Annotated in this window: 3 protein-coding genes and 1 pseudogene; all 4 read right to left on the bottom strand. The window is 66.8% G+C overall.

The window, feature by feature from the left end; translation table 11 throughout:
* Positions 1–22 precede the first annotated feature (22 nt).
* The 4 genes and pseudogenes from htpX to CSW58_RS12760 all read right to left on the bottom strand — a co-directional run bounded on the left by htpX (position 23) and on the right by CSW58_RS12760 (position 2,773).
* A pseudogene (gene htpX, locus CSW58_RS12775) lies at positions 23–951 on the bottom strand (zinc metalloprotease HtpX).
* A gap of 11 nt (positions 952–962) precedes the next feature.
* On the bottom strand, positions 963–1,301 hold the full coding sequence (locus tag CSW58_RS12770; protein WP_099447540.1) for a zf-TFIIB domain-containing protein: 339 nt from the start codon (positions 1,299–1,301) through the stop codon (positions 963–965).
* A gap of 299 nt (positions 1,302–1,600) precedes the next feature.
* Positions 1,601–2,218, bottom strand: a complete 618-nt coding sequence (gene rpsD, locus CSW58_RS12765) for a 30S ribosomal protein S4 (protein WP_099447539.1) — start codon at positions 2,216–2,218, stop codon at positions 1,601–1,603.
* Between the two features lie 180 nt (positions 2,219–2,398).
* The gene (locus tag CSW58_RS12760) at positions 2,399–2,773 is read right to left on the bottom strand and encodes a hypothetical protein (RefSeq protein ID WP_099447538.1); all 375 of its coding nucleotides are present in this window, start codon (positions 2,771–2,773) and stop codon (positions 2,399–2,401) included.
* Between the last annotated feature and the right edge of the window lie 94 nt (positions 2,774–2,867).

Raw genomic sequence — 2,867 nt, 5'->3', positions numbered from 1 at the left:
GGCGGTTAAGACCGCTGATCGGTCAGCTCCAGGGGCCGGGCGCGCGGCCAGAGCGGCTGGTCGGGACCGCCGTGGCGAGACGGGCCGACCCCGACTGGCCCAGGCCGAGGCCAACAGGGCCTCGACGCGGTTGTGGGTGGCCGGGTGGGTCGAGAACAGATTGTCCGCTCCCTGGCCGTTCAGCGGGTTGATGATGAACATATGGGCCGTGGCCGGGTTGCGCTCGGCCTGGTGGTTCACCGCCCCGCCCCGGGCATAGGCCTCGATCTTCTGCAGGGCGCGGGCCAGGGCGGCGGGATCGCCGCCGATCTGGGCCCCGATGCGGTCGGCCTCATATTCGCGCGAGCGGCTGATGGCCATCTGCACCAGCATGGCCGCGATCGGGGCCAGGATGGCGATGGCGATGGCGCCGATCATGCCGCCCGGCCGGTCGTCGTCGCGCGAGCCGCCGAAGAAGAAGGCGAAATTGGCCAGGGCCGAGATGGCCCCGGCGATGGTCGCGGTCACCGTCATGGTCAGGGTGTCGCGGGTCTTCACGTGGGCCAGTTCGTGCGCCATGACGCCGGCGATCTCGGCGCGGTCCAGCATGGCCAGCAGGCCGGTGGTGGCGGCCACGGCCGCGTGCTCGGGATCACGGCCCGTGGCGAAGGCGTTGGGCTGGTCGTTGTCCATCAGGCAGACCCGCGGAGGCGGCAGGCCCGCCCGCGCGGCCATGGCCTGGACGTCGATGGCGTAGTCGCGCACGCGGCGGTCTGGATGGGTCTCGTTTACCTCGACCGCCCCATAGGTCCTCAGCACGATCTTGTCGGCGTTCCAGTAGGAATAGGCGTTCAGGCCGACGGCGAAGACCAGGGCGATGACCATGCCCGTCGCGCCGCCCAGCAGGTAGCCGGCCACCATGAACAAGGCCGTCAGGCCGGCCAGCAGCATGTAGGTCTTGAGGTGGTTCATGGCGGGCGTTCTCAGTCGAAGATGTCGAAGAGGTCGAATCGTTTCTTCTTGTGGTGACCGGACTGGCCGTAACGGTGACGGTCGTCGTCATCGTCCTTATAGCGGCGCGGCTCGTCATAGCGCGGGGACGGCGCGTCGTACGGCCGCGGCGGGGCCTGATAGGGAGCCTGCTGACGCGGCGGCGGGGCGGCCTGGTCGGCGGCGTCCTCGCGTTCGACGGCCATCAGCTTTTCCAGTTCGCCGCGATCCAGCCAGACGCCCCGGCACTTGGGGCACATGTCGAACTCGACGCCGGCGCGGTTCACGGCCTGCATCGAACCCTCGCAGTTGGGGCACATCAGAAGTGGCATCGTCGGTCATCCCTATTCGCGTCCGTGGGACGGATGTTCCCGATGAAGAGGTCGGCGAAGGGGGGGACAGCCGGACCCAGTCATCGAGAACACCCGATGCGGTCCGACATCACGAGTGCTTGCATTCACTCGCCAGAGGGGCCCGGCCCGCGCTCAAGAGCTATGCAGACGGGCGAACCGGTTCAAGGGGAGGGGGCGAAAAAGATCGTCGCCCTCCCGGGGAGGGCAGGGGCGCAGCCCAAGAAAAAAGGCCCCGGGTTTCCCCGAGGCCTTTTCCAGATCGTTTCGAGGTCGAAGGCTTACGAAGCGTAGAATTCGACGACGAGGTTGGGTTCCATCTTCACCGGGTACGGCACTTCCGACAGTTCCGGAACGCGCACGAAGGTGGCCGAGAGGCCCTTGGCGTCGACGGTGATGTATTCGCAGAAGTCGCGTTCGGCCGAGGCGACGGCTTCCAGCACCAGGGCCATGTTGCGCGACTTTTCACGAACGGCGATGACGTCGCCGATCTTGCAGCGGTAGCTGGCGATGTTGACGCGCTTGCCGTTGACGGTCACGTGGCCGTGGTTGACGAACTGGCGGGCGGCGAACACGGTCGGCACGAACTTGGCGCGATAGACGATGGCGTCCAGGCGCGATTCCAGCAGGCCGACCAGGTTTTCAGCCGTGTTGCCCTTGCGGCGCGCGGCTTCTTCATAGGTGCGGCTGAACTGCTTTTCGGTCAGGTTGCCGTAATAGCCCTTCAGCTTCTGCTTGGCGCGCAGCTGCAGGCCGAAGTCGGAAACCTTCTGCTTGCGGCGCTGGCCGTGCTGGCCGGGGCCGTAGGACCGCTGGTTGACCGGCGACTTGGGCCGGCCCCAGAGGTTCTCGCCCATACGGCGATCGATCTTGTACTTGGCGCTATGGCGCTTGGACATCTTGGTCTCATCAGTTCGATCCGGGCCGGCGCCTCAATTAGTAGAGGCGCGATCTCAACGGCGGCGTCGCATCAGTCCGTCATAGGTCCCCAAGCCACACGGCGAGCCGGCGGCGGGAAGGCGCGGTTTATGACGGAGGGGCGGCGGGGAGTCAACTCGCCCTCGCCCCTCCGAATAACCCTACGGCCGAACGAGCGGGTTGCGCACTCGCACCCGGTCGCCGTGATCCACGCCATAGGCGTCCAGCGGGAAGCGCAGGTCGACGCCCTCGGCCATCAGGGCCCGGCACAGGTCGGGGCGCTTGCGGGTGAAGGTGAAGCTGGCCGCGCCGTCGCGGCGGCTGCTCTCGACCGCGAAGTCGGCGGCGTTGGTGCAGCCGTTTGACGACACTCGGATCACCAGGTCGCCCTTGTCGAAGGCCGCGCCGTGGATCGGCTCGAGGTCGGACTTACCGGCGTTGATCGACACGTCCGGATGGTCGTCGGCGTCAATGATCACGCAGGCGGAGGTGGTCAGCGCCAGGGCGATGACGGCGGCGAGTGGTGCGAATTTCATGAGGTCCCCTCAGGTTACAGCTTGACCGTGAGAGAAGGGTTTCCTGCCTGAACCCAGGATGAATTACGGAAAGTTCACAACTGGGCCGCGTGCC

This window comes from Caulobacter sp. B11 (assembly GCF_002737765.1).
GTDB lineage: Bacteria > Pseudomonadota > Alphaproteobacteria > Caulobacterales > Caulobacteraceae > Caulobacter.
The sequence above is the reverse complement of the archived record's forward strand: the minus strand, read 5'-3'. Positions and strand labels throughout refer to the sequence as shown.

What these genes read in the sequence shown, in the direction of transcription:
- CSW58_RS12760 (WP_099447538.1), bottom strand. Translation starts at nt 2,773, where the DNA reads ATGAAATTCGCACCACTCGCCGCCGTCATCGCCCTGGCGCTGACCACC.
- CSW58_RS12770 (WP_099447540.1), bottom strand. Translation starts at nt 1,301, where the DNA reads ATGCCACTTCTGATGTGCCCCAACTGCGAGGGTTCGATGCAGGCCGTG.
- rpsD (WP_099447539.1), bottom strand. Translation starts at nt 2,218, where the DNA reads ATGTCCAAGCGCCATAGCGCCAAGTACAAGATCGATCGCCGTATGGGC.